Below are 23,723 nucleotides of genomic sequence, written 5' to 3' on the forward strand. Positions count from 1 at the left end.
ATGACGACGATCCCCCTCACCCCTGGCCAGGAGGGGATCTGGATCCAGGACTCGCTGGGCCGGGGCGCGGCCTACCACGTGCCCTTCGCCTACGCGATCGGGCACGGCCTCGACCCCGACCGTCTGGTCCGTTCCGTGGAGACCGTCCTCGACGCCCACGTCGCGTTCCGGATGCGGGTGCGCAGCGACGGGGGTCGTCCGTTCGGGTGGGCCTCGGAGCCCGGCACCGGGGCCCGGGTCGAGCGGCGCCGCGTCCACGCGCACGAGGTCGATCGTGTCCTCGACGAGCTGGCGGACCGGCCCTTCGACCTCGCCCACGACCTCCCCGTCCGAGCGCTGCTGCTCGAGGCGGAGGACCGCCACGTGCTCGCCGTCGTCGTGCACCATCTCGTGTTCGACGACTGGTCCATGGACCTCGTGCTCGAGGAGGTGGCCCGGTGCTACCGCGACGGGGCCTCCGCGGCGCCGCCCTCGGACGACGAGATCCTGCCCACCCACCTGCGCGCCTGGCAGGAGGAGCTCCAGGCACGTGGTCCGGGACGGGACGACCGGATCGCCCGACGCGCACGGGCCTTCGCGGACCCGCCGGCACGGCTCGACCTCCCGCGTCGCGAGACGAGCGGGAGCGGTCCCGACGTCGGTGGCGCACATGCCACCTCCACGGTCGACCTCGCGACCAGCGCCGCGGTCCGCGACCTGGCCGCCGCCCACGCCTGCACGGAGTACGTCGTGCACCTCGCTGCCTGGGCGACGCTGGTCGCCTTCCACGGCCAGCACGACGACGTCGCCGTCGGCACCCCCCTCGCGCAGCGGTCCCGTCCCGGCGCGGGCGACCTCGTGGGCTACTTCCTCGACACCCTGGTGGTCCGCCCGCACCTCCCGGGGCACCGGACGTTCGACGACGTCGTGGAGTCCACGCGGGACGCGTTCTTCGACGCGCTCGAGGCCTCGACCGAGATGGCGTACGAGGAGGTGGCGCGCGCGGTCACGGGCCGCGAGCCGGACGGGCCGCTCTTCACGGTCTGGTTCGCCTGGCAGCCCCCCGGTGACGGTCTCGTGCTCGAGGACGTCGCGGACGTACGACGGATCGACCTGCCCACGCGGACGGCGAAGTTCGACCTCGCCCTCTTCGTCGAGCCGACGGACGAGGGCCTGCGCCTGCACCTCGAGCACCGCGCCGACGCCGTCGACACCGCCACGGCGGAGTCGCTGCTGCGACGCTACGGTCGCCTCCTGCGGGAGGTCACCGGGTCGCCCGGCACTCCCCTTGCCCAGATCGACCTCCTCGACGACGCCGAGGAGCGCCGCCTGCTCGACCTCGGCCGAGGTCCGGACGCCGGACGGGGCCCGGTCGCCCACCAGCTCGACGAGCCGATCCTGCGCTGGGCGCGCGCCCGGCCGGACGACCCGGCCGTCCTGCACGAGGGGCGGACGACCAGCTACGCCGAGCTCCTCGACCAGGCGTCCCGGTGGACCGCCGCCCTCGTCTCGCGCGGGGTCGCCGTCGGTGACGTCGTGGGGGTGTCCGTGCCCCGTTCGCCCGACATGGTCGCGGCGGTCCTCGGCGTCCTCGGCGCGGGCGCGGGCTACGTCGCACTCACGCTCGACCATCCCGCAGCGCGTCTGCGTCACGTCGTGACGGACTGCGCCGTCCGGGTGGCGCTCACCGGCGAGGACGTCGGAGTCCTTCCTGCGCTCGGCGTCGAGACCATCGACCGCCCAGCCCTCGACGAGGCGCCGCTCCCGGTACCCGAGGTCGCGAGGAGGCCCGCGGGAGAGGCCCTCGCCTACGTCACCTACACGTCCGGCTCGACCGGGCGACCGAAGGGCATCCGCATGACCCACCAGGCGGTGGGGAACCTGCTCGACTGGCAGGAGCGGACCTACCCCGGGATCGGGGCCGGCGACCGGACGCTGCAGTTCGCGTCGCTCGGCTTCGACGTGTCCGCGCAGGAGATCTTCGGGACGCTGCAGACCGGCGGCACGCTCGTGCTCATCAGCGAGGAGCAGCGCGACGCGGTCCACCGGACGATGCGTCTGGTGCAGGAGCACGAGGTCTCGAGGCTGTTCATGCCCGCTCCCGCACTCCTGGAGGCGACCGCTGGGGCCGTGGCGCAGGGTGTCGCACCCGCGAGCCTGCGGGTCGTCGTGTCCGGCTCCGAGCAGCTCGTGGTGACCGACGCCCTCCGCGCGTTCTTCCGGTCCGTGCCGGCGGCTCGCCTCCACAACGAGTACGGACCCAGCGAGACGCACGTCGCGACGATGTACGCCGCTGCGCAGGACCCGGACACGTGGCCGGCGTGGCTCCCGATCGGCGCTCCTGTCGGCGCCACGTGCGTGCACCTGCTGGACGACCACGGTCGACTGGTGCCCCCCGGTGCCGTCGGGGAGGTGTACCTGAGCGGCCCCGGCCTCGCGCAGGGATACGCGGGCATGCCGGTCGCCACGGCGCGCGCGTTCGTGCCCCACGCCCGCGGGACTGGACCGGGCGAGCGGGCCTACCGGACGGGTGACCTCGCGCGCTACACCGAGGACGGTGCACTGGAGTACCTCGGCCGCCGCGACTCCCAGGTCAAGATCCGCGGTTTCCGGATCGAGCTGGAGGAGGTCCGCACCGTGCTCGACGCCGCCGACGGAGTCGCCCAGGCCTACGTCACGACGCGTGGCGCGGGAGGTCACGCGGAGCTGCTCGGCTACTGGCGGCGGTCCGGCGAAGGTGGGACCACCGAGGAGGACCTGCGCCGCCACCTCGCGGACCACCTCCCCCCGGCGATGCTCCCCGCCAGGCTGTACGAGGTCGAGAGCTTCCCGCTCACCCCGAACGGCAAGATCGACGCGCGTGCCCTCGAGGACCGCTGGGCCCGCACCGACGTCGAGCGCGAGCCCGTCGCACCGGCCGACGATCCACTCGTGGCCGCCGTCGCCAGCAGTATCGCGAGCGTCCTGGAGAGGCCCGCCGTCGGCCCGACGAGCGACTTCTTCGATCTCGGCGGCAACTCGCTCCTGGCCAACCGCCTCGTGTGGACGCTCGCCGCCGACGGTGTCGCTGCGGTGACGCTTCGCGACGTGATGGACGGACGGACGGCCACCGCGATCGCCCATCGCGCCCGACCGGTCGAGGTCGAGACGACGCGACCCGACACCGCGCAGGCGCACGAGCGACTCGACACCCTGATGAGAGACCTGGAGGACGTCTGACATGAGCACCGACGTGACACCGGAGGAGCACGCCGTCGTGGTCAACCACGAGGAGCAGTACTCCACGTGGCCCACGAGCCGACCTCTCCCTGTCGGCTGGCAGGCCGAGGGGTTCGTCGGCTCGAAGGAGGCGTGCCTCGACCATGTCGAGTCCGTCTGGACCGACATCCGGCCCGCGTCGGCCCGCTGATCGAGAGACGAGACCCCTCATGGTGGACCAGACCTCCGTCGTCGAGCACTTCGCCGCGGCCCTGCAGCGCGACCCCGACGCGGTCGCCGTCGACGGCGTCGACGGCCGGTTGAGCTTCGCCGACGTCGACCGTCGCGCCGAGCGGGTCCGGCACGAGCTGGAGGCGCTCGGCGTCACGCCCGGCGACCCGGTCTTCCACGTCGGCACGAGAGGGCCGCACTTCGCCGCGGCCCTGCTCGCCACCTGGCGGCTCGGGGCGGTCTGGCGGCCGCTCGAGCCCGACGCGGCCCCGGCGCGACACGCACGCGTGGTGGGCCGTGACCGCGGTGCCGTGGCCCTCGTGATGGGCGGGCCCGACGAGGACCGCGCCCGTGACCTCGGGCTCCGCCCGTTGCGGGTCGACCTCGCGGACCCTGCGGCGCAGGGGACCGCCGGCACCCGCTCCCCAGGAGCGACCGATGCGGCCTACGTGACCCTGACCTCGGGGACCACCGGCGAGCCGAAGGGAGTGGTCAGCTCGCACCAGGGTCTGGCGCGCCTGGCGACGCGCCTGGCCACCCACCTGCGGCTCGTCCCGGACGACGGGGTGCTCCAGCTCCACCCGTCGTCCGTCGACATCTCTCTCGAGGAGGTCGTCACCACCTGGCGCGCCGGGTGCCGCAGCGTTCCCGTGCCCGACGACGTCCGCACCGACCTCGTCGGGCTCGACCGGCACCTGCGCGACCACCGGGTGACGGTCGTCGACCTGCCCACGTCCCTGTGGATCGTCTGGCTCGAGGCCATCGAACGGGGGGAGGTCCCCCGCCCGCCGACCCACCTGCGGGTGGTCGGCGTCGGGAGCGAGCCGGTGCCGCGCGACGCGATCGCGCGGTGGCTGCAGACCTGCGGGCCCGGCCCCGCCCTCTACAGCCTCTACGGCTCCACCGAGACCGGCATCACGACCCACGCGGCGGGCCCGCTCACGCTCCAGGACGACACCGAGGAAGGCACGCCGCTCGGTCACCCGCTTCCCGGGGTGGTGGGCTACGTGCTGGACGAGTCCCTGACGCCGGTGGCGGCAGGCGGGCGCGGCCAGCTGTACGTGCGAGCCGACGTCGCCGCGCTCGGCTACCGCCAGGCTCCTGCGGCGACGGCCACGGCCTTCGTGCCCGACCCGTTCGCCGTCGAGCCCGGCGGGCGCATGTACGCCACGGGAGACTGCGTGAGCGAGACCGCCACCGGTGCCCTCGTCCACCACGGCCGGATCGACGCCACGCTCTCGGTCAACGGCTTCTCCGTCCGTCCCGAGGGCGTCGCCCGTGTGCTCGGCCAGGTCCACGGCATCGAGTCCGCCCGGGTGCACACGGTGCGCGAGGGCGGCGTCACGACGCTGGTCGCCGACCTCCAGCCCAGCCCGCCCGGTGACGACGACTGGAGGCCCGTCTACGAGGCGCTCTACGCCGACGACCGGACGTCCTACCCTCTCGGTCTCGACGCGACGTCGTGGCTCAGCGCCGTGGACGGCTCGCCCGTGCCGCTCGCGACGATGGAGGCGTGGCGCGACGCCGCCGTCGCGCGGGTGCTCGACCTGGAGCCCCGCCGGGTCCTGGAGCTGGGCTGCGGCACCGGGATGGTCCTGCACGGCATCGTGGACCACGTCGAGCGCTACGTCGGCATCGACTTCGTCCCGGACGTGGTGGAGACCCTCGAGACGCAGGTCCGGGAGCGTGGCGTCCGCGCCTCGGTCGAGCTCCACGTCGGCGACATCCGGTCGAGCCTGCCGATCAGGGACGAGACCTTCGACGTCGTCGTGCTCAACTCGGTCGTGCAGTACCTGCGCGGCGGGCGCGAGCTGCGCGCCGTGCTGGATCGCGCGGCCGCTGCCCTGGCGCCGGGGGGGACACGTCGTGGTCGGCGACGTCCGCAACCTCGACCTCGACCCCGCCTACCGCGACTGGCTCGCCGCCCAACCAGGCTTCTCCCCGCAGGGCGCACGGTCGGGCGCGGAGATCGAGCTGCAGCTGGCACCGCGCTGGTTCCACGACCTCGCCGTGCTGGACGACAGGCCCGTACGGGTGGCGACGCGGAGCAAGGACGTCGACACCGTCGACGAGATGTCGCTGTTCCGCTACGACGCGGTGCTCGAGCTCGACGCCGACCCTCGTGCCACCCGCCCCGTCCGCGAGCTCGCCGCAGCGGACCTCACCGTGCATGATCTCCAGCAGCACGTGCAGCCCGGCGCCCCCATCGTGGCGCGTGCCCTGCCGCGGGGCGCGGGCGTCGCCACGCTACGGTCGCAGGCGCAGGCGCTCGGACTCTCGTGCGAGGCCGCGCCGCACCCGCTGTCGCCCGACCACCTCGACGTGGTGCTGTTCACGGAGCAGGACCGGGCGGAGGCCGAGGAGGCGCTGGCGACCGTGGCGCGCTCCTACGCGGCGCCCCGCACCGTCAACCAGCCGCAGGTCGACGACGACTCCACGCTCGTGCACCGCGCCGCGGAGCAGGCACGTGATGCCCTGGCGCCCCACGAGCGCCCCTCGGTCTACCGGGTCGTCCGGGACGGCACGCCGGTCGTCGTGCCTGTCTCGCTGCGCACCGAGTCGGCGACCGCCGAGACGGGTGCGGGCAGCACGCCGCTCGAGCGCGAGGTCGCGGCCGTGTGGTCCGAGGTGCTCGGTCAGCTGCCGGGCCCGGACGACAACTTCTTCGACCTGGGTGGCAACAGCCTGAACCTCGCCCGCGTCCTCGTGCGGCTGCGGTCGCAGTACTCCACCGACCTCGCGGCCGAGCAGTTCTTCGCCGCCCCGACCGTACGCGGCACCGCCGCCCTGCTCGGCGACGTGCGTCCATCGACCGGCGGGCCCGAGGACGCACCGTCGGTCACCACCGGGGGCCGGGACTCGCCCGTGGCCCAGGGCCTCTCCGTCGGCCCCGCGTCCTTCGCGCAGGAGCGGCTGTGGCTGCTCGACCAGCTCGCCCCGGGCTCCCGGGCCTACCACTCACCCTTCGTGTTCGACGTCGACGGCGAGGTCGACGTCGACGTGCTGGAGCAGGCGGTCCGCGCCGTCGAGCAGACGCATCCCGCGCTCCGAACGGCACTGCGCATGGTCGACGGCACGCTGCAGCAGCAGGTGGTCGAGAGCGCAGCAGCCGAGAACCCCACGACGGTGACCCGGGTCGACGCGACCGTCGCGGACGACCGGTCCGGCCTGTCCGTCGGGGAGCAGGCGTTCGTCGACGTCCCGTTCGACCTCTCCTCCGGAGCGCTCCTGCGGGTGGGCGTCCTTCCCCGAGCCAGCGGCGGGACCCGGATCCTCTTCGTCCTGCACCACGTGGCCGTCGACGAGCTGTCCCTCGGCCGGCTGTTCGACGACGTCGCCTCGGCCTACACCGCCATCGCCCGCGGCACGACGCCGCGACTGCCCACGCCAACGGTCAGCTACCTCGACGCAGCGATCCACGAGCGGTCGTCCGGCCCGGCGCGGACGGCGGGGCGGACGTTCTGGCGCGACCTCCTCGCGGGAGCGCCGACCGCGCTCGACCTCCCCGTCGACCGCACGACCGCAGTCCAGCGCAGCGGGCGCGGCGCACGCCGACCCGTCCCACTCGGGTCCGACGCTCTCCGCCGCGCGGAGGCGTCCGCGCGACGCGAGGGCCTGACGACCTACCAGTGGTGGTTCGCGTTGTTCTCGCTGTTCCTCGCACGTGAGTGCGGCGCAGACGACCTCGTCGTGGGAGCACCGAGCGCCAACCGGCCGCCCGGCACGGAGGACGTCGTCGGCTTCTTCGTCAACACGTTGCCCGTGCGCTGCCACCGACCGACGAACCCGACCGTCTCCGACCACCTGCGCAGCACCGCCCGCGAGCTGCTCGCCGCGCAGCAGCACGAGGACGTCCCGCTGCAGGAGGTGCTCAGGGACCTCGGCGTCGGTCGCAGCGCCGACACGAACCCCCTGTTCCAGACGATGGTCGTGCTGGAGCCGGCCGAGCCGCTGACCATGCGCCTCGACACCCTCGAGGCCGTGGCCTTCGACCTGCCGGAGTCGACGTCGACGATGGACCTCACCCTCGTCGTCCGGCCTACGCCGGGCGACCCACGCATCCACCTCGTGCACGACCTCGACGTGGTGTCCGAGGAGGAGGCGGAGCGCATGGCCACCACGTTCGCGCTCCTGGTGGACGCGGTGCTCAGCGATCCGGAACGACGTTGCCTCGACCCCGTCGACCTGCCCGACGACCTCGCCTCGGTGCTCGGGGGCGGCGATGGCGACGTCCCCTCCCGCACCGTGGCCGAGGCCTTCCTCGACGGTGCACGGGACCATCCTGAGGCGACGGCCGTGGTCTCGGGTGGCCGTTCCGTCACGTACGGCGCGCTGCGCGACCTCGTGGCCGACGTCGTCGGCCGGCTCCGCGAGGCCGGTGCCGTACCGCCACTGGTGCCTGTGGTCCTCCCGTCGTCGCCCGAGCTCGTCGCGGCGATGCTGGCGGTCAACACGGCGGGCTCGGCGTTCGTCCCGCTGGCGCCCGACTGGCCCGCCGCGCGACTCGAGCGGGCCCTGGAGAACATCGGCAGCCCGGTCGTCGTCGGGGACGAGGAGGTCCTGTCGGCTCTCGACGGCTCGCGGACCGTCGTCACCGTGCCTCGACACGCCCGCCCGACCCCGCCGTCCGGACTCGCGGCGTCGTTCGTCGGCGCGCTCGACGAGCCCATGTACGCGATGTTCACGTCCGGCACGACGGGCGAGCCGAAGGCGGTGAAGATCGCTCACCGGGGCGTCCTCAACCGGCTCGCGTGGATGAGTCAGGAGCTGGGTACCCGAGCAGCCCGACGCGTGCTGTGGACCACCGCCCCGCAGTACGACAGCATGGTCTGGGAGTCCCTGTGGCCGCTGACGCTCGGCGGCGCGACCGTCGTCGGCGACCCGACGCTGCAGGCGAGACCGGAGGCGTTCTGCCGCTCCGTGGCCGAGCACCAGGTCTCCACCATCGACCTCGTGCCCGGGGTCCTGCGCGGTCTGCTCGAGCACGCCGCGCACGACCCGGCGGCCGCGTCGATGCTGCGGGCGCTCGAGGTCGTGGTCGTGGGCGGCGAGGAGCTGACCCCGGGGGTCGCAGCCCTCCTCCCGCGGCTCGACCTCGGGGCGCGGTTCCTCAACCTCTACGGCCCCACGGAGGCCACCATCGGCTCCGTCGCCCATGAGCTCCACCCCTCCGAGCACGGCGACGTGCCGATCGGGCGACCGATCACGAACACCTCCGCGGCCGTCCTGGACGAGCACCTCCAGCCGGTCCCGCGGGGCGTGCGGGGCGAGCTCGTGCTGGGCGGCGCCTGCGTCGGACTCGGGTACCACCGCGACGCCGTCCGCACACGAGCGCGCTACCTGGACCACCCGTCCCTGGGCCGTGTCTACCGCACGGGCGACCTCGCCCGCGTGCGCCGCGACGGGTCGCTCGCGTTCCTCGGACGCGATGACGACCAGCTGTCCATCAACGGTGTCCGCGTCGAGACCGCCGAGATCGTCCGCGCCCTGGAGGACCTCGACGGCGTGGCCGACGCGGGCGTCACGTCCGTGTCCCTGCAGAACGACGTCCTGCGCCGCCTGGGCACGCACCTCGCCGCCCGGTCCACCGACCCCGAGCTGCACGACCTGCTCGACTCGATCCTCGACCAGCTGGAGACCGACACGTGAACGACGACAGCACCGACAGGTCCCTGCGCGCGCGTCAGGTGCGCCGACGGCTGCGGGACGTCGAGATCACCCTCGAGTTCCTGCGGTCCTCCTACATCGGCGCGCCGCGCGGGGAACAGCGTCACTGGGTGACGAACCGCGCCGTCGACGAGCTCGTGGAGCAGCTGCACCACCTCGACCTCGTCGCCCCCGACTTCGTCGGCAGCGACACCCGACGCGCCATCAGCCCGGGTGCGTGGGAGAAGAGCGACGCCACCTACGTGGACGGCCAGCTGCTGATCGAGGACCAGCAGGTGATGCAGGACTGGGAGATCCCGCTCATGCGCCGGATGGCGGAGGTCGTGACCGCCTCGCACGGCGACGTGCTGGAGATCGGCTTCGGCCTGGGGCTCTCGGCGGGCTTCATCGAGGACTGCGGCGTGCGGTCCCACACCATCGTCGAGCTCAACGACCGCGTGGCCGAGGTGGCCCGCGACTGGGCGGCCACGCGCCCCCACGCGGACATCGAGGTGGTGTCGGGCCACTGGCAGGAGCAGGTGCCTCGGCTCGGCCTCTACGACGGGGTCTTCTGGGACGCCTTCCCGACGAGCGAGCAGGAGTTCGACGAGTTCGTCCTGCGCGACTCCACCGTGGCGGAGGCGTTCTTCCCGGCCGCAGCCAGTCGGTTGCGTCCGGGTGGCGTCTTCACCTACTACACCAACGAGCGCGACTCACTCAGCCGGCGACACCAGCGCAGCCTCCTGCGCTACTTCTCCTCCTTCGCCGTCGAGGTCGTGGACGGACTGGCTCCGCCACCGGACTGCGAGTACTGGTGGACCGACTCCATGTGCGTCGTCACGGCGGTGAAGTGATGGGGGTCTCGATCGAGCAGTTCGTCGAGCGCCTCGGCGAGCTCGAGCCCGGACGGACCTTCCGCGCGTGGGAGCTGCTGACCGGGGAGCGTGTGCCGACCGTGCCCGTGGCCTACGTGGTCCCCGCACCTTCGGCAGATCTCGACGCCCTCGAGGTCCGACGACAGCTGCTCTCCACGCTGCCGCGCTCGAGCGTGCCGGCGCACGTCGCGATCCTGCCCGAGGTGCCCCGCGACGCGCAGGGCAAACGTGACCGGGCCGCGCTGGCCCGCCTCGTCGATGCACAGGTGAGCGCGCCCCCGCCGCCCCCGCCGCCCCCGCCGGCGACGACCTCCGTCGACCCTCTCGACCAGCTCGTCCGAGCGGTGTGGTCGGCGCACCTGCCGGGCACCGCGGCCACCGACGACCTCGACTTCTTCCGCTCCGGCGGCGACTCGCTCACCGCGATCCGCGTGGTGAGCGCGTTGAACGAGGCGCTCGGCAGCTCCATCGCGCTGGTCACGCTGTTCCGCTTCCCGCGCACGGACCTCTTCACGACGCACCTGAGGACGGAGCCGACGGCCACCGGCCTCGCGCCGGAGGTCCTCCTGGCACGCGCCGCCGACACCGCCCCGCCGACGAGCGAGGTCTAGTCGATGGCGCTGCACGAGCAGTTCGAGTCGCTCCCGGCGGCCCGTCGCGCGACGTTCGTGGAGCGGGCGCTCGACGACCCCGTCACACGCGCCGCGATCACGCCGTCCGCGGTGCAGGAGCGGATGATCGTGATGTCGTCCTGGAGCGGTGGTGCGGCGGCCTACAACCTGTCGACCGCCACGCGGTTCCACGGTCCGCTCGACGTGGTGGCCCTGCACGAGGCGTACCGACGGCTGCAGCTCCGGCACGAGCAGCTCACCCGGCGCTTCGTGCACCACGAGGGCATGCTGCTCGCCCTGCCGGGCGAGCCCCGGGAGGCCCGGCCGGTCCTCGACGTGGCGATCCCCGCCGAGGACCGGCCCGACGATGCACGCCGTCGGGCCCGCGCCGCCGCCGCGACCCCCTTCGAGGTGCTCGGCGCACCGCTGACCAGGCTCCAGGTGGTGCGCTACGACGCCACCGACCACCTCGTCCTCCTCGACGTCCACCACGCCGTGGCGGACGGTCGGTCGCTCGAGATCATCGACCGCGACCTGGCCCGCTGCTACGACGACGCGCACCGCCGGCTCGACAGCGTCTGGCCGGCACCGGCAGGACGCTACGCCGACTACGTCCTCGGGGAGCAGCAGGCCGAGCGGGACCAAGGCACCGAGCAAGCCTTGCGCCGCGTCCTCGACCGGCTCGCGGGCGCACCGGCGCTCCTGGACCTCCCCACCGACCAGCCCCGTCCGTCGACGCAGGACTTCGCGGGGGCCACCGTCGTGCGCGAGCTCGACCCTCGGACCAGCGCGGCACTCCTGCGACTGGCCCAGGCGGCGAGGACGACGCTCTTCTCCGTCGGGCTCGCGCTGTTCGCCGACGCGATCCGCCACACGAGCGGTCAGGACGACCTCGTCGTCGGCGTCCCGGTGCTCGGACGCCCCTCGCTGGGGCTCGACGACGTGGTCGGCATGTTCGTCAACACCGTCCCGGTCCGCCTCGACCTCACAGGGACGACCGTCCCCCGTGCCGTCGCCCGGCGCGTCCACGACGCCTGGGTCGACGCGGTGGAGGACCAGCTGGTGCCACTCGACGCCGTCGTCGACGCGGTCGGGGCCGATCGTGACGCGAGCCGACCCCCCGTCTTCCAGGTGACCTTCGCCCTCGCCGAGGACACCGGGGAGCGGGCTGCGTGGCCGGACCTCGTGGCCGAGCCGGTCGAGGTCGACGGCGGGAGCGCGAAGTTCGACCTCGCGCTCACCCTGCACCGGCGGGGCGACCGCCTGCGTCTGGAGCTCGAGCACGCCACCTCCGTCGTCGACCGCGCCTCGGCCGATCGTGTGCTCGACCTGGTCCAGCTGCTCGCCGACGCCGCCACGCAGGACCCCGACGACGACGTCCGCGGCCGCTTCCGCCACCTCCCGGGAGCACTGCCCCAGACCCCCGCCTGGGACACCGAGCGAGTCGACGTCGAGCTGCCGGCCGCGGACCACGTGTGGGACCTGGTGCGCGCCGCGGCACGCCGCACCCCGGAGACCGTGGCCGTGCGCACGGCGACGACCTCGCTCACCTACGCCGGGCTCGTCGGACGCGCTGGGGTGCTGGCCCGCCGCCTGCACGCCGAGGGCGTGGCCCCCGGTTCGCGCGTCGGCGTGATGCTGGCGCGCTCCGAGGAGCTCGTCCCGGCGCTGCTCGCGGTCTGGGCCCACGGCTCCTCCTACGTGCCCCTCGACCCGACCTACCCGACCGAGCGGCTCGCCTTCATGCTGCGCGACGCGGGATGCCGGGCCCTGCTCGTCGACGACGCCGTCCCCGAGCCCCTCGGCGAGGTGTGCGACCCGATCGACGTGCGCAACGCAGCCGGACCGACGACGGACGACCTCCCCGTCACCCAGGTCACGGCCGAGCACGAGGCCTACCTGCTCTACACCTCCGGGTCGACCGGCACGCCGAAGGGCGTGTCGATCCCGCATCGCGCCGTGCTGGCCATGGTCCGAGGGTCGCTGCAGGTCTTCGGCACCGCGCCGCTGCGTCGCTCCCTCGCCGCGACCTCGATCTCCTTCGACGTCTCGACCGTCGAGCTGTACCCGACCCTGTCGACGGGTGGCACGGTGCACCTCGTCGACTCCCTGCTCGACGGCCCCCGCGAGGTTCCGGCGTCGACGTTCACCGCCGGTGTCCCCACGCTCCTGTCGGCCGCGCTCGACATCGGGTCGCTCGACGTCTCCGGCATGGTCGTGGCGGCAGGTGGCGAACCCCTGCCACGCAGCCTGGTCGAGCGCCTGACGGCCGCCGGCGCGCAGCGGGTGGTCAACATCTACGGGCCCTCCGAGGACTGCACCTACTCGACCGCAGCCGTCGTGGCCGCCGGCGAGGCGCCACCGATCGGATGGGCCGTTCCCGGCGGGCGGGCGTACGTCCTCGACCGCGACGGCTACGTGGTGCCTCCCGGCGCGGTCGGCGAGGTCCACCTGGCCGGCGCCGGGCTCGCCGACGGGTACGCGAGCCGCCCACGGCTGACCGCCGAGCGGTTCGTGCCCGACCCCGTCGGGGACGAGCCGGGCGGACGCTGCTACCGCACCGGCGACCTGGCGCGGCTACGGCCGGACGGTGCACTCGTCTACCTGGGACGCTCCGACCGCCAGGTCAAGGTCAACGGGCTGAGGATCGAGCTCGGCGAGGTGGAGGCTGCGCTGCTCGCCTCACCGGGCGTCACCTCCGCCGTCGCGCTGGTGCAACGGGACGCTCGGTCGGCGCGCCTCGCCGCTGCCGTCACGGGGGACGTCGGACTCGACCCGCGGGCGTTGCGTCGCGACCTGGCCCGACGGCTCCCCCGAGCGCTCGTCCCCGCCGTCGTCGTGCCCGTCGACTCGCTCCCGCGTCTGGCGAACGGCAAGACGGACGTCACGGCCGTGCGCGACCTCCTGCCGGCGTTCGGGACCTCGGTCCGGACGACCTCCGAGCCGCCGCCGACGGCGGTCGGCACGCAGCGTGAGGACGACGACGCGGAGCGACTCGTGCGCGAGTGCTGGATCGAGCTGCTCGGGTCCAGTCACGGAGGGGACTTCTTCGCCGAGGGCGGGACGTCGCTCACGGCCCTGCGCCTGGCACTGCGACTGACCGACCGCTCCGGCACGCGCGTGACCCTCGCAGACGTCTTCACCGGACGCACGGTCGAGGCGCTCGCCGCCCACGTCCGGGCCCGACCGAGGCCGGCCTCGGGGCCGGCCATCCGCACGGTGCCTTTCCCAGGACCCCGTCGTCCTGTCACCCGCCCAGCAGTCCCTCTGGTGGGTCGAGGCGGCCCAGGACGTCGGCGCCGCCTACGTCATACCCCTGGCCTGGCAGCTCGAGGGGCCGCTCGACGAGCACGCGCTCGCGGCGGCCGTCGAGGCCCTGCAGTGGCGCCATCCGCTGCTGCGGCACCGGATCGACCCCGCCGCCATGCCGCCGGCCACCCGACCCGGGCCACCGACCCCGCTGCGGCGGGGCGAGCCGCTCGGCCCGAGCGACCTGCAGGAGCGGTTCCGGTCCTTCGCCGACGCACCGCTCGACGTGCACGGCGGACAGCCGCTGTTCGTCGCGGAGCTGTGGCCACGCGACACCAGGAACAACGCTCTCGCGCTGAAGGTCCACCACCTCGTCGCCGACGGCTGGTCCCTCGGCGTCGTGGCCGAGGACCTCGCCGAGCTCTACGCCCGGTGCCGCAGGGACGCCGTCGCGGTGCTCGCGGACGTCCGCCGGCACGAAGGACACTCCGTGACCACCAGGTCCTGGGACCCGACCGAGCTCGCCGACCTCGTGCGACGTCGTGCCGACGCCCTCGACGGCGCGCCGACCGTGCTGCACGTCGGATCGCTCGATCGCCCCGCCCGCCGTGCCTTCGTGGGCCGTGCCAGCGAGCACGACCTCGGCGCCGACGCGGCGCGGGCCCTGACGACGCTGGCCCGTCGTGCCGACAGCACCGTCTTCGTCGTCGGCTCCCTGGTCCAGGCCCTCACGCTCATGTCCCTCACGGGTGGACGCGACCTCCTCCTCGGCACGCCGGCCAACGGGCGCGACGACCCCAGCCTGGAGCGCGTCGTCGGCATGTTCGTCGAGACCGCCGTCCTGCGCGTCCACGCAGCGGACGACCCGGCGATCATCGACCTCGCCCTGGCACACGCCCGCCAGGTGCTCGACGTGACGAGCGCGCCGGTGCCGCTGGCCTCGCTCGTCGACGCCGCGGCGCCGGAACGTCGACCGGGCACCAACCCGCTCGTGCAGGTGCTGTTCGCGCACGACCACGGCGCGGGGACCCCGCTGACGCTCGACGGTCTCCGGGTCACCCCCGTCACGGCACCTCAGGACACGTCCAAGTTCGACCTCTTCGTCACGCTGGACACCAGTGACGACGGCGCACGCCTCGTCGTCGAGCGTGCCGCGGACGCCCTCACGGACGAGGACGTCGCGCAGCTCGTCGACACCTACCGTCGGGTCCTCCTCGCAGCCGCGCTCGACCCCCACGCGACCGTCTCGACGACGCTCGCCACAGCAGGACAGGACGCATGAGCGACTACCGCAAGATCTGGACCGGCAACGCCTCGTCGAACCTCGCCGACGGCGTCACGTTCGTGGCCCTGCCGCTGCTCGCCGTGACCCTCACCCAGGATCCCCTCGAGATCTCGGCGCTGTCGGTCGCCTACACCGTCCCCCGGCTGCTCTCGGTGCTGGGGATCGGTGTCCTCGTGGACCGCGTCGACCGGCGTCGCCTGCTCCAGGCAGCGAGCTTCTCGCGAGGCGTGCTCTTCGCGGCCCTCACGATGCTCGTCGTGAGCGGCCACGTCTCGATGGTCGCGCTCTACGTCGTCTACGCGCTGATGGGTGTCGTCGAGACGCTCGCCGACAGCGCCGCCGTCGCCATCCTTCCGCAGGCCGTTCCGGCAGCGGGTCTGGACCGCGCCAACTCCCAGATCACCGGGACCCAGGTCGTCATCGACGAGTTCGTCGGGCCGCCGCTCGGCGGATTCCTCTTCGGGCTCGCCGCCTTCGCGCCGTCGCTGCTGAACGCCGTCGCGTTCACCCTGGCAGGCCTGGCCTACCTGAGCCTGCGCGGGCACTACACCCTCCCGCCCCCGCAGGAGCACCGCAGGTTCACGCAGCAGATCTCCGACGGCACCCGGTGGGCGTGGCGCCACGAGCTGGTGAGGACCCTCGTCATCGTCGGCGGCCTCGCCTGCGTCGGGTACATGATCCCGTTCTCCTACCTCGTGCTGTACGCGAAGGAGGTGCTCGGGCTCCGTCCGGAGGGCTACGGGCTCCTGCTGTCGGTCTCGGCCGTCGGCGGACTCCTCGGCAGCCTGGTGGCGGCGCCGTTGAGACGTCGCCTGGGCTACTGCACCACGACCATCGGGGCGTTGCTCGTCGGCGCCGCGTCCTTCGCCGTCATCGCTGTCGTCGACCAGGTCTGGGTCGTCGGCCTCGCGCTCGCCACCTACATCGCGCACTCCGTCGTCTGGAACGTCATGGCGGTGACGGTGCGCCAGAAGATCACACCGACCGACATGATGGGCCGGGTCGGGGCAGTGGGACGCTTCGTCGGCATCGCCGGTCTCGCTGCGGGTGCCGCCCTGGGCGGGCTCCTCGCCCGCTACCTCGGGTACACCGCGCCGTTCGCGGTGGCGGCCGGGTTCTTCGTCCTCGGCGCCGTCCTGGTGGCCGGCGCTCGGAGGAGCTTCGCCGTGGTCGAGGACCCGCAGGAGTCCTGAACGGCCCGCGCCGGGGCATCGGCTCAGGCCGTCGGCCGCGCGGCCTCCGCGACGTCGAGCAGCCGCGTGCTCTCCACGAACACCCGCGCCGGGACGGCGACCCCGAGCTCACGCAGGCGACCGATCGCCTCCACGACGAGCAGCGACGATCCTCCCGCCTCGAAGAAGTCGTCGTCGAGGCCGACGTCGGCTCGTCCGAGCACGTCACGCACGACCGTCAGGACCGTCTCCTGCACCTCGGTGTCCACCGCTGCCCCCGATCTCTCCAGCGTCGCGCACCGCGACCTGGTGCGTCATCGGTCGATCGTGATGCCGCGAGCGGCGTCCACGACGACGACCTCACCGTACGGCAGCAGCCACGCGGGCTGGTAGTGCCCCAGGTCGCCACCGACCATGACCGGTCCATTCACCCGCGGCCCACCCTCCCGAAGCCGCGCGCCGATCTGCGTGGTCCAGTCCTCGAACGGGAGCGAGGGGTTGTCCGCCACCAGCAGCGCCGCCACCGGCACGCCCTCCAGCAGCGGCCACAACCGGTCCAGCACCTCCTCGGCGTACTCGGGCCCGTCGTCGACCACGTCGAGCCAGAGCACCGAGCCGGTCACGTCGAGCAGACCCGCCTCGAGCAGGTCGGCGAGGATGCCCGCCTCCGCGCCGAGCAGGCGACCGGCACTCCTGCCGTGCTGCAGCCAGACGTCCGTGCCGGCGCGTCCCCCCGACCACCGGTGGACCTCGCCCGCGTAGCTGGCCGGCACGGAGTTCTGCGTGCGCACGGGTGAGCTCTCCAGCCGCAGCGGCCCCGACCCCAGCAGCACGTCCTCGACGGATCGCGACGTCTCCGGCGGGACGTCGGACTCCCCGAACTGCGTCACGAAGGAGGCGCCGGTGAACGACGTCAGCCCGGCCCGTGAGTAGAGGAAGGCGTTGAGGAAGGTGTTGTCGCTGCGTCCGACGAACGCCGTCGGGTGGCTGCGCAGCAGGTCGGCGTCGAGGTGGGGCAGCAGCTCGTGGCTGGCCAGGCCGCCGACGGCACTCATCACGACGCTGACGTCCGGGTCGAGGAACGCGCCGTGCAGGTCCTCCGCGCGCTGGGCCGCCGTCCCCGCCGACCGGCCGTCGTCGGAGATCTCGAACGCGTTCGGCGCGAAGTCGCACCGCAGACCCATGGCGGCCAGACGCGCCACGGGCACGTCCACGACACCGCGGGAGTAGGCCAGCGACGGCAACGACGGGCTCACCACGCGGACCAGGTCGCCGCGACGAGGTCGTGGCGGTCGGACGATCTCATCGACCACGGAGCGACCCTTCTGCCAGGACGCGCCCACCTGACGCCCCCGAGTGTGGAGTGGACTCGACTACCTTAGATCGCGGAGGCGTCTCCTCCTCGCCGCGTGCGCACCGGGACGCCACGACGATCGGGGGATCATGAACGACCACGTCCGCGAGCACACCACGATGGAGCGCGCGAGCATCGAGCGGATCGAGCTGTCGGAGCAGGAGCGACACCAGGTCGCGAGGCTCGCGACCGAGCTGGCTCCCGCCTTCGTCGGGGGGCGGTCGCCCCTGCCGACGCGCCTGCTCGGCGAGGCTGCAGGCCGGCTGCCGGCCCGGCTGGTCGCCGAGGTCGCGCAGGTGCGCGAGCGTCGCCTCCCCCACGCCTGCGTCGTCTCCGGCGCGCCGCTGCTCGCGGAGCGTCTCGAGCCCACGCCGCAGCACTGGCGCGAGGCCCAGACGGCGGGCTCCGTCGTCCACGCGTGCGTGCTGCTGCTCGTCGCCGACCTCCTCGGCGAGTCGTTCGGCTGGGCCTCGCAGCAGGACGGTCGCGTCGTCACCGACGTCGTGCCCTCACCGGGGCAGGAGGACTCGCTCGTGAGCTCGTCGAGCCGCGCCGAGCTGGCCTGGCACACCGAGGACGCCTACTTCGAGCAGCGCGCGGACTTCGTCGGCCTCTTCTGCCTGCGCGCGGCGACCGGCGGCGCCACCACGGTGTCCTTCCTCGACCCCGCGCAGCTGTCGGCGGACGTCGTCGAGGTGCTCCAGCAGCCACGTTTCCTGCTGCGGCCCGACGACGCCCACGACGTCCACCCGGACGACCTGGCGCGCACCTGGCTGGTCGACCCGTCCGACGCACGCAGGATCCGCGTCGACCGCGACTTCACCGACGCCGTCGCCGACGACCCGGAGGCGGCCCGCGCGCTCGACGACCTCGTCGAGGTCCTCGACGCCAACCTCCAGGACCTCCCCCTCGCCCCCGGCGACATCGCCTTCGTCGACAACGCGGTCGCGGTGCACGGTCGGCGCTCGTTCACGCCGCGCTTCGACGGGACGGACCGCTGGCTCAAGCGCGTCAACGTGAGGACGAGAGCGTGACGTGCCGTCGCCCTGCGTCCGTCCCCGGCGCGGAACATCGGGCCGGGCTCGTGTCGTTGCACCGGGCATGACCACCATCGCCGTCACCGGCGCCACCGGGACCGTCGGCGGGCTCGTCGCCCGCCACCTCGCCAAGGCCGGGGCCGAGGCCCGCCTGCTCGTCCGCGACCCGAGCCGCGCACCCGACCTGGGGCTGCCGGTGTGGCAGTGCGCGTACGACGAGGGGCCGGCGCTCGGGGAGGCGCTGGCCGGCGTCGACGCCCTTTTCTTCGTCTCCGGGCACGAGAGCGCCGACCGGATGGCCGACCACCGCTCCGTCGTCGAGGCTGCCGTCGAGGCCGGGGTCGGGCACGTCGTCTACACGTCGTTCGTGGGCGCGTCGGCCGACAGCACGTTCACGCTGGGCCGCGACCACGGCGCCACCGAGGACCTGCTGCGCGACGCCGGACTCGCGTGGACGTTCCTGCGCGACAGCTTCTACGCGGAGGTGTTCCCGCACTTCGCCGACGAGGACGGCGTGATCCGCGGCCCCGCTGGCGAGGGACGGGTCGCGGCGGTCTCGCAGCGCGACGTCGCCGCCGTGGCCGCGGAGGTGCTGCTCCACCCCGACGACCACGCGGACCGCGCCTACGAACTCACCGGGCCCGAGGCGTTGACGCTCGCGGAGATCGCCACCGTCCTGACCGAGGTCACCGGCCGACCGCACCGCTTCCACGACGAGACGCTCGAGGAGGCCCGCGCCAGTCGCGCGCACTACGGCGCCCCCGACTGGCAGGTGGACGCGTGGGTGAGCACCTACACCGCGATCCGCGACGGCGAGCTCGCCGCCGTCAGCGACGACGTCCCGCGCCTGCTGGGGCGGCCGGCCCTCTCGCTCGCCGAGGCCCTCACCGCGTCTCGCTGACGCGTCACGCCGTCGCGGCGGCCAGGACCGCCAGCTCCTCCTCGCGCGTCAGGCCCGCCAGGCGGGGTCGGTCCAGACCTCGTGCGCGCTCGTCGGCGAGCACGTCGGCAGCCGTCTCCTCGAGCGGACGTCGGACCAGCCCGGCAGCCTCCGCCCGGGCGGTGTCGATCCGCGTCATGCCGCCGTAGCCGTCGGGCAGCCAGAGCGGCAGCGACCGCCCGCCCGACCACGGCCGCACGTCGAGCGCCTCCAGCCGATCCGGGCCGACGGGCACGAGCCGTCCGGGAAACCCGACGCTCTGCGCGACCCGGAGCAGCGCCTCGCCCAGCGCGACGCCCTCTCCGGCGACGTTCAGGACACCCGTGACGCCACGTTCGGCCGCATTCACCACGAACGTCGCGACGTCGCGCACGTCGGCCACCTGGCACCGCGCTCCCGGCGGGTCGGGCACCAGCACGTCGCCCGTGTCGGCCCGGGCGAACCGGGCCGGCCAGTAGCCGAACCGGTCGGACGGGTCGCCCGGGCCGGCCAGCAGGCCCGACCGCAGCACCAGCGGAGCAGCGTGCTCGAGGACCGCCTGCTCGCACGCGACCTTGCCCTCCCCGTACAGCTCGGCGTCCACCTCGTCCGTCGTCACCGGCTCGCGCAGCGGATCGTCCTCGTGCAGCGGTCCCGACAGGTCCGCGTAGACGTTGGCGGTGGAGACGAACGTCCAGTGGGCGCTCGTCGCAGCCAGCGCCGACAGGGCGGTCCGGACGTGTCCCGGCTGGCGGGCGACGTCGACGACGGCGTCCCACGGGCCGGCCACCTGGTCGTAGGCGTCGGCAGCGTCGCGGTCGGCGCGCACCCAGCGCGAGCCGTCGACGACCTCGCCGCTCTCGCCGCGCGCCAGGCACGTGACGTCGTGCCCCCGCTCCAGCGCGCTCCGCGCGACCTCGCGGCCGAGCCATGCCGTCCCGCCGAGCACCAGCCACCGTCCCATGCCTCCACCTGAGCAGGCCCGGCGCCGACTCGCCAGAGGTGTTCACCGAGGGCTGACGGCCTAGGCTCAGGGCATGGCCTCCATCAGCACCCTCTCCGTCACCGGGACCGCCTCGATCCGCGAGAAGGTCGCGCTGCCCGACGGCGGCGTGCTCACGGTCAAGCTCGTCTCGCCCGACGGCGAGGTGCTGGCCGCCTCCGCCAGCGTCGCCGGCGACGGCCCCACGCCGTTCGAGCTGTCCGTCGACGCGGCGCTCGTCCCCGACGCCGACACGCTGCGTCTCTGGGCGATGCTGCGCACCGACGTCGGCGTGTGGGGCACCCCCGAGCTGGTCACGGTGCGCGAGGAGCTGCAGCTGTCGCGAGTCGACGCCTGATGCCGCGGGGTGCCCAGGTCACGCACCTGTCGCGGGAGGAGGTCGCCGCCGCGGACAGCCCCGTGCTCGGACGCATCGCCTCCCTGCTGCGCCCCTACCGCCGGCAGCTGGTGCTCGTCTGCGTCGCCGTCGTTGCCGGCGCGGCGCTGACGTCGGTCATCCCGTTCCTCACCCGCGCCGTGTTCGACCAGGCGCTCTTCCCCACCGACGGGAGCCCCGCCGACCTCGGCCTGCTCGGGCGGCTCGTCGGTCTCATGTGCCTCATCCCCGTCGTGACCGCCCTGATCTCCGTCGGGCAGAACTGGCTCACCGCCACGATCGGGAACTCCGCCATGGCCGACCTGCGCAGCCAGCTGTTCGCGCACCTGCAGACGATGGAGCTGGCCTTCTTCACGGCCACGAAGACCGGTGCCATCCAGTCGCGGCTCGCCAACGACGTCGCCGGGGTCCGGACGGTGCTGACCGACACCGCGACGACGATCCTGCAGAACACGGTCACGGTCGTCGCGGCCGTGGTCTCGATGGTGCTGCTGTCGTGGCAGCTGACGGTCCTGACCCTCGTGCTCATGCCCGCGTTCATCGCCATCCAGCTGCGGGTCGGTCGCCGTCGCCAGAAGCTCGCGCGCCGCACGCAGGAGTCGCTGTCGGAGATGACGGCGATCACCGAGGAGTCGCTGAGCGTCTCGGGCATCCTGCTGTCGAAGGTGTTCGGTCGCGCCGAGTCCGAGACGGAGCGCTACCGCGAGGCCAACCGGGAGCAGGCGCGTCTGCAGGTGGCGCAGGCGATGACCGGCCGCACGTTCTTCGCGACGGTCCAGACGTTCTTCGCGATCACGCCGGCCCTCATCTACCTGTTGGCCGGGCTGATGATCACCGGCAGCCTGCCCGGTGGGGCCGACACGCTCACCGCCGGGACGCTCGTCGCGTTCACGACCCTCCAGGCCCGGCTCCAGATGCCGCTGCTGCAGCTGATGCGCGTGACGCTCGACGTGCAGACGTCGCTCGCCCTGTTCCGCCGCATCTTCGAGTACCTCGACCTCCAGCCCGCCGTGGTCGAGAAGCCGGGCGCGGTCGCGCTGCCCGCCGTCCGGGGCGAGGTCGAGATGCGCGGCGTCTGGTTCCGCTACCCCGAGCCGCGCTCGCTCAGCGGGGGCCGCACCGGTGACCGGTTCGGCGACTCGACCGTGCGCATCGACCGGCCCGACGGCGTCGCCGCTCCCGTGTCCGACGACGCCTGGGCGCTGCGCGACGTGTCGCTGCGCGTCGAGCCGGGCCAGCTGGCGGCCATCGTCGGGCCGTCGGGGTCGGGCAAGACGACCGCCACCTACCTCGTGCCGCGCTTCTACGACGTCACGCGCGGTGCCGTGCTGATCGACGGGCACGACGTGCGCGACCTGACCCTCGACACTGTCACCGGCGCCGTCGGCATGGTCACGCAGGAGCCGTACCTGTTCCACGGCACCATCCGCGACAACCTCGCCTACGCCCGACCCGACGCGAGTGCCGAGGAGATCGAGCAGGCCGCCCGCGACGCCAACATCCACGACCGGATCCTCAGCTTCGCCGACGGGTACGAGACCGTCACCGGCGAGCGCGGGTACCGGCTGTCCGGCGGCGAGAAGCAGCGGCTCGCGATCGCCCGCGTGCTGCTCGCCGACCCCCGCATCCTCATCCTCGACGAGGCCACGTCGGCGCTCGACACGGAGACCGAGCGGCTCGTGCAGCAGGCGCTCGAACGCGCCCGCGCCAACCGCACGACCATCGCCATCGCCCACCGCCTGTCGACCATCCACGACGCCGACGTGATCTTCGGCGTCGAGGACGGGCGGGTCGTCGAGCAGGGCACGCACGACGAGCTGCTGGCCGCCGGCGGCCTCTACGCCCGGCTCTACGTCGAGCAGTTCCAGTCGGGCCGGGGCCCGCGGCGCGTCGACGAGCGTCGGGCCGACGTCAGCGTGTGACCCGCCTTCCCTGGCGGGCGGCTTCCGTCGGAGGGCAGCGCTACCGTCGTCGCGTGATCGCTCGAGTCGAAGGGACGGGTCGCCCCCTCGTCGTGCTGCATGGCTTCGGGGTGGACCACCGGATCATGCTCCCGCTCGAGTCCATGGTGAGCGACGTGTCCTGGCGCCGCGTGTACGTCGACCTGCCATGGGCGGAGGGCGTGCACGACGCGGCCGCCTCGAGCGCGCAGGACGTGGCCGAGGGCGTCCTGGCCGAGGTCGAGGAGCATCTCGGCACCGAGCCGTTCGCCGTGATTGGGAACTCCTTCGGGGGGATGATCGCGCGGTGGCTCGCGCACGAGCGTCGAGACCGGGTCCTCGGTCTGGCCACCGTCGCCGGGCTGGTCCAACCGGACCACGCTGCACGCGACGTCCCGCCACGCACGGTCCTGCACCGCGACGACGCGGTCCTCGAGCGCGCCGGCGACGCACGCGACGACTTTGCGGCGGTGAGCGTCGTGCAGGACGATCGTTCGCTGGAGTCGTTCGAGGAGTACGTCCTCCCCGGCCTGCGCGGCGCGGACCCGGGCGCCCTGGAGCGCATCGCGTCGGCGTACGCCCTCCCCATGGTCCCCGAGGTGGCGCACCCGGAGCCCTTCGCCGCACCCACCCTGCACGTCCTTGGACGCCAGGACGACGTGGTCGGCTACGAGGACGCGCTCACCCTGCGCGACCACTACCCACGCGGCACCTACGCGGTCCTCGACACGGCGGGCCACAACGTCCACCTCGAGCAGCCCGGTGTCACGGGCGCCCTCGTCCGGGACTGGCTCGCGCGCGTCGACCGTCACGCAGCGCACCACGACGCGGCGTGAGCGGTCAAGCTG

The 23,723-nt window shown here is 73.6% G+C and carries 16 protein-coding genes and 1 pseudogene; 14 read left to right on the top strand and 3 right to left on the bottom strand.

Features of this window, described 5'->3' with window-relative positions; all coding sequences use genetic code 11:
• The 9 genes and pseudogenes from QE370_RS04975 (at nucleotide 1) to QE370_RS05010 (ending at nucleotide 16,267) form a co-directional block, all read left to right on the top strand.
• Nucleotides 1–3,198: an amino acid adenylation domain-containing protein gene (locus tag QE370_RS04975; RefSeq protein ID WP_309633651.1), complete on the top strand. Its 3,198-nt coding sequence runs from the start codon at nucleotides 1–3 to the stop codon at nucleotides 3,196–3,198.
• Nucleotide 3,199: 1 nt separating this feature from the next.
• Complete coding sequence (locus QE370_RS04980; RefSeq protein WP_253023096.1) at nucleotides 3,200–3,388, top strand: MbtH family NRPS accessory protein; 189 nt, start codon at nucleotides 3,200–3,202, stop codon at nucleotides 3,386–3,388.
• Between the two features lie 19 nt (nucleotides 3,389–3,407).
• The gene (locus QE370_RS04985) at nucleotides 3,408–5,582 is read left to right on the top strand and encodes an AMP-binding protein (protein ID WP_309633652.1); all 2,175 of its coding nucleotides are present in this window, start codon (nucleotides 3,408–3,410) and stop codon (nucleotides 5,580–5,582) included.
• Nucleotides 5,482–9,057 carry an amino acid adenylation domain-containing protein gene (locus tag QE370_RS04990; protein WP_309635236.1) on the top strand — a complete coding sequence of 1,192 codons (3,576 nt, stop codon included), beginning with the start codon at nucleotides 5,482–5,484 and terminating at the stop codon, nucleotides 9,055–9,057. Before QE370_RS04985 ends, QE370_RS04990 begins: the two co-directional genes overlap by 101 nt.
• A complete protein-coding gene (locus QE370_RS04995; protein ID WP_253023100.1) occupies nucleotides 9,054–9,908 on the top strand; it encodes a class I SAM-dependent methyltransferase in 855 nt (284 codons plus the stop codon). The genes QE370_RS04990 and QE370_RS04995 overlap by 4 nt, the downstream gene beginning before the upstream one ends.
• Nucleotides 9,908–10,540, top strand: coding sequence for a phosphopantetheine-binding protein (locus QE370_RS05000; protein ID WP_309633653.1), 633 nt, complete (start codon nucleotides 9,908–9,910; stop codon nucleotides 10,538–10,540). The genes QE370_RS04995 and QE370_RS05000 overlap by 1 nt, the downstream gene beginning before the upstream one ends.
• Nucleotides 10,541–10,543: 3 nt before the next feature.
• Nucleotides 10,544–13,705 (top strand): annotated as a pseudogene (locus QE370_RS05005) (amino acid adenylation domain-containing protein); the annotation flags it as partial.
• A 79-nt stretch (nucleotides 13,706–13,784) separates the two neighbouring features.
• The gene (locus QE370_RS18150; protein ID WP_396127830.1) at nucleotides 13,785–15,071 is read left to right on the top strand and encodes a condensation domain-containing protein; all 1,287 of its coding nucleotides are present in this window, start codon (nucleotides 13,785–13,787) and stop codon (nucleotides 15,069–15,071) included.
• Nucleotides 15,068–16,267, top strand: coding sequence for an MFS transporter (locus QE370_RS05010; RefSeq protein WP_309633655.1), 1,200 nt, complete (start codon nucleotides 15,068–15,070; stop codon nucleotides 16,265–16,267). Before QE370_RS18150 ends, QE370_RS05010 begins: the two co-directional genes overlap by 4 nt.
• A gap of 23 nt (nucleotides 16,268–16,290) precedes the next feature.
• On the opposite strand, the gene QE370_RS05015 is transcribed toward QE370_RS05010, so the two are convergent.
• Together QE370_RS05015 and QE370_RS05020 are read right to left on the bottom strand one after the other, a co-directional pair.
• Complete coding sequence (locus QE370_RS05015; protein WP_253023105.1) at nucleotides 16,291–16,515, bottom strand: phosphopantetheine-binding protein; 225 nt, start codon at nucleotides 16,513–16,515, stop codon at nucleotides 16,291–16,293.
• Nucleotides 16,516–16,560: 45 nt separating this feature from the next.
• Entirely contained in the window at nucleotides 16,561–17,559 is a 999-nt protein-coding gene (locus QE370_RS05020) for an LD-carboxypeptidase (protein WP_309633656.1), read from the bottom strand.
• Between the two features lie 130 nt (nucleotides 17,560–17,689).
• Here QE370_RS05020 and QE370_RS05025 point away from each other — a divergent pair, with 130 nt between their 5' ends.
• Entirely contained in the window at nucleotides 17,690–18,634 is a 945-nt protein-coding gene (locus QE370_RS05025; RefSeq protein WP_309633657.1) for a TauD/TfdA family dioxygenase, read from the top strand.
• A gap of 67 nt (nucleotides 18,635–18,701) precedes the next feature.
• On the top strand, nucleotides 18,702–19,538 hold the full coding sequence (locus QE370_RS05030) for an SDR family oxidoreductase (RefSeq protein ID WP_309633658.1): 837 nt from the start codon (nucleotides 18,702–18,704) through the stop codon (nucleotides 19,536–19,538).
• A 4-nt stretch (nucleotides 19,539–19,542) separates the two neighbouring features.
• Here QE370_RS05030 and QE370_RS05035 read toward each other — a convergent pair whose 3' ends face one another.
• Entirely contained in the window at nucleotides 19,543–20,520 is a 978-nt protein-coding gene (locus tag QE370_RS05035; RefSeq protein WP_309633659.1) for an NAD-dependent epimerase/dehydratase family protein, read from the bottom strand.
• A gap of 73 nt (nucleotides 20,521–20,593) precedes the next feature.
• Between QE370_RS05035 and QE370_RS05040 the strand changes: the two genes are divergently transcribed.
• Genes QE370_RS05040 through QE370_RS05050 form a run of 3 tightly spaced genes read left to right on the top strand, consistent with a single transcriptional unit; the run spans nucleotide 20,594 to nucleotide 23,711 of the window.
• Nucleotides 20,594–20,896: a YbaY family lipoprotein gene (locus tag QE370_RS05040; RefSeq protein WP_309633660.1), complete on the top strand. Its 303-nt coding sequence runs from the start codon at nucleotides 20,594–20,596 to the stop codon at nucleotides 20,894–20,896.
• Entirely contained in the window at nucleotides 20,896–22,857 is a 1,962-nt protein-coding gene (locus tag QE370_RS05045) for an ABC transporter ATP-binding protein (protein ID WP_309633661.1), read from the top strand. Before QE370_RS05040 ends, QE370_RS05045 begins: the two co-directional genes overlap by 1 nt.
• 53 nt (nucleotides 22,858–22,910) lie before the next feature.
• On the top strand, nucleotides 22,911–23,711 hold the full coding sequence (locus QE370_RS05050; protein ID WP_309633662.1) for an alpha/beta hydrolase: 801 nt from the start codon (nucleotides 22,911–22,913) through the stop codon (nucleotides 23,709–23,711).
• Nucleotides 23,712–23,723: the final 12 nt, after the last annotated feature.

The sequence above is a fragment of the Aeromicrobium sp. SORGH_AS_0981 genome (assembly GCF_031453195.1).
In the GTDB taxonomy this organism is placed as follows: Bacteria; Actinomycetota; Actinomycetes; order Propionibacteriales; family Nocardioidaceae; genus Aeromicrobium.

Excerpts from the sequence above, each read along its gene's own strand:
- QE370_RS05030 (WP_309633658.1), top strand. The coding sequence starts at position 18,702 with ATGACCACCATCGCCGTCACCGGCGCCACCGGGACCGTCGGCGGGCTC.
- QE370_RS05010 (WP_309633655.1), top strand. The coding sequence starts at position 15,068 with ATGAGCGACTACCGCAAGATCTGGACCGGCAACGCCTCGTCGAACCTC.
- QE370_RS04980 (WP_253023096.1), top strand. The coding sequence starts at position 3,200 with ATGAGCACCGACGTGACACCGGAGGAGCACGCCGTCGTGGTCAACCAC.
- QE370_RS05045 (WP_309633661.1), top strand. The coding sequence starts at position 20,896 with ATGCCGCGGGGTGCCCAGGTCACGCACCTGTCGCGGGAGGAGGTCGCC.
- QE370_RS04990 (WP_309635236.1), top strand. The coding sequence starts at position 5,482 with ATGTCGCTGTTCCGCTACGACGCGGTGCTCGAGCTCGACGCCGACCCT.
- QE370_RS04985 (WP_309633652.1), top strand. The coding sequence starts at position 3,408 with ATGGTGGACCAGACCTCCGTCGTCGAGCACTTCGCCGCGGCCCTGCAG.
- QE370_RS05000 (WP_309633653.1), top strand. The coding sequence starts at position 9,908 with ATGGGGGTCTCGATCGAGCAGTTCGTCGAGCGCCTCGGCGAGCTCGAG.
- QE370_RS05025 (WP_309633657.1), top strand. The coding sequence starts at position 17,690 with ATGAACGACCACGTCCGCGAGCACACCACGATGGAGCGCGCGAGCATC.
- QE370_RS04975 (WP_309633651.1), top strand. The coding sequence starts at position 1 with ATGACGACGATCCCCCTCACCCCTGGCCAGGAGGGGATCTGGATCCAG.
- QE370_RS05040 (WP_309633660.1), top strand. The coding sequence starts at position 20,594 with ATGGCCTCCATCAGCACCCTCTCCGTCACCGGGACCGCCTCGATCCGC.
- QE370_RS05035 (WP_309633659.1), bottom strand. The coding sequence starts at position 20,520 with ATGGGACGGTGGCTGGTGCTCGGCGGGACGGCATGGCTCGGCCGCGAG.